A 1,873-nucleotide genomic window follows, 5' to 3' on the forward strand; every position below is an offset into this window, starting at 1 on the left:
CACCACGCAGGATCCGATAGGGCTGGAAGGTGGGCTGAATTTATATGCTTATGTCATGAACCCACTGACGTGGGTTGATCCTTTGGGATTAGCTGGGTGTCAGAGTGTAAACGCTAAACATATTTTTCATGGTGAGATTAACCGCCGAGGTCGTGCTGTTGGTTTCCATCATGAAGGAAGCATTGGGCATCTAGGAAAAGCTAGAGTAACTCAAGTCACGACACCACCAAACGCTCATGGCGTATATAAAGGTAAAGTGGAAATATTCGATTCTACTAGTGGGCAATGGGTACAAAAAGGGCCAGAATCTACATTTTTCCCAACATCATGGAACAGGCAGAAAGTAATGTCCGAAGTCCGTGGGGCATATAATAATGGCGCGGTTATGCCAAATGGAAAATGGGAAGGTATATCTCCGAGTGGCGTGAAAATTGGTGGCTATTTGGATTCTGGTGGGAATATTAATACAGCTTTCCCAATAATGTAATGGAGGTGGGAATGAGATTTTTTATTGGTGATGACGGTTATCCATCTATAGAAGCCAATGATGATTTTAGGATGCTGATTGACTTTTTAAAGGATGATATCCAAAGAAGTATCTATGGTGTCAATGAGTTTATTGAGGCTTGTAAGCTTGTAAGATCTGGGTCTCTGCCATTTTGGGAGGGGACGGGGAACTCTCATACTATAACTATTAAACCTAACGGTGTAGAGATTTTTAATGAGTACACCGAGGAGTCTATGATTGTTTCGAGTATAGATGAGTTTGAGGGGTATCTTGAGAAATGGAAGCATCTAATTTCAAATACAAGTAGCTTGTGAGAGTGAGAGTGAGAGGGATAAATAATATACTTTAACGCTAAAAAATTAGGTTCAGCGAGGCGTTCTTTAGAAATAAGAATGAACTGGTTTATATAAGTCTGCAAAACGACATCCTCGCGCACCTGACGCTGGTGCCGATCGCCGACAACCGGCAGGTGCAGGCGCACTGCCGCGGCCCGCAGGGCGAATTCGAGGCGTAGTACCATTACGACGCGCTGGGCCGCTGCAGGAGCAGCGCGACGACGGCAGCCGCCGCAGCTGGAGCTACGTCCGGCCAGCCCGTGGAACCCGTTGGCGGCGTTGGAGCAGACGGGCGACAGCCGCTCGGCGCATATTTACTGGTATCACACCGATCTGAACAGCGCGCCGCTGGAAGTGGCCGACGCGGCTGGCAACAAAGATTAAAAACACTCCATTGGTAGCTCTTTAAAAATGCGGGTAGAAAAGCAAGTCTTCAACCGGGCGACCGAATTAGTGAAATAATATTTCAGTAGGGGGGTGTATGAATGAGACTTTCTCTTTCACAACAGATACTGCGACCTTGTCAATTTTTGATTTGGTGTCTTTAAAACATAGAGTTAGCGACGATGCTGATTGGTGGAGCATTCCAGAGGATGAGCTGGAAGAAGTAAATAAAGGTAACGTGTTGTTTTTGAATCTTGGTTAGGACGGTCAGTATACGGTTCGAGTTGTTGATAACATAAGTGAGAACTATAAATCGTTATTTTTGAATGTGCCTTCAGGAAAGATTTTTGTTGGTGCAGGGGAAGATACTAGCGGTGGTGACCTTGAACCTGACGGTTCTGACTATATGTCAGGTGTGTTTTTGATTATGGATATAGGCAATTACGAAGTAAGATTTAGAAGAGACTCTCTCGATATAGTCATTTCATTTATTAAAAGTAGTGAAAATAAAAATGAAGAGAGTGCATTAATTAGGATCTGATTTGTACTTTTTTACAACATGTCAACAATGACCCTCTTTTATTTTAGGGGAATTCGTTGAAAGGAACACCGCGAGCCCAATCAGGGCAAACCGGGCGCGCGGCTG

General features: G+C 44.5%; 2 protein-coding genes and 2 pseudogenes. All 4 read left to right on the forward strand.

Annotation, left to right across the window (positions count from 1 at the left end; all coding sequences use genetic code 11):
* The coding region (locus FUU19_RS10670) for an EndoU domain-containing protein (RefSeq protein WP_230507122.1) at positions 1-487 on the forward strand (487 nt) is incomplete at its 5' end.
* A gap of 11 nt (positions 488-498) precedes the next feature.
* Positions 499-822 carry a hypothetical protein gene (locus FUU19_RS10675; protein ID WP_230491025.1) on the forward strand — a complete coding sequence of 108 codons (324 nt, stop codon included), beginning with the start codon at positions 499-501 and terminating at the stop codon, positions 820-822.
* 140 nt (positions 823-962) lie between these two features.
* Positions 963-1,218, forward strand: a pseudogene (locus FUU19_RS10680) (RHS repeat-associated core domain-containing protein); the annotation flags it as partial.
* 106 nt (positions 1,219-1,324) lie between these two features.
* Positions 1,325-1,768, forward strand: a pseudogene (locus FUU19_RS10685) (DUF6386 family protein).
* Positions 1,769-1,873 lie beyond the last annotated feature (105 nt).

The organism is Serratia montpellierensis (assembly GCF_020858655.1).
Lineage (GTDB): Bacteria > Pseudomonadota > Gammaproteobacteria > Enterobacterales > Enterobacteriaceae > Serratia > Serratia montpellierensis.

Bases quoted from the DNA above. Each gene is read 5' to 3' on its own strand.
- FUU19_RS10675 (WP_230491025.1), top strand. From the start codon at position 499: ATGAGATTTTTTATTGGTGATGACGGTTATCCATCTATAGAAGCCAAT.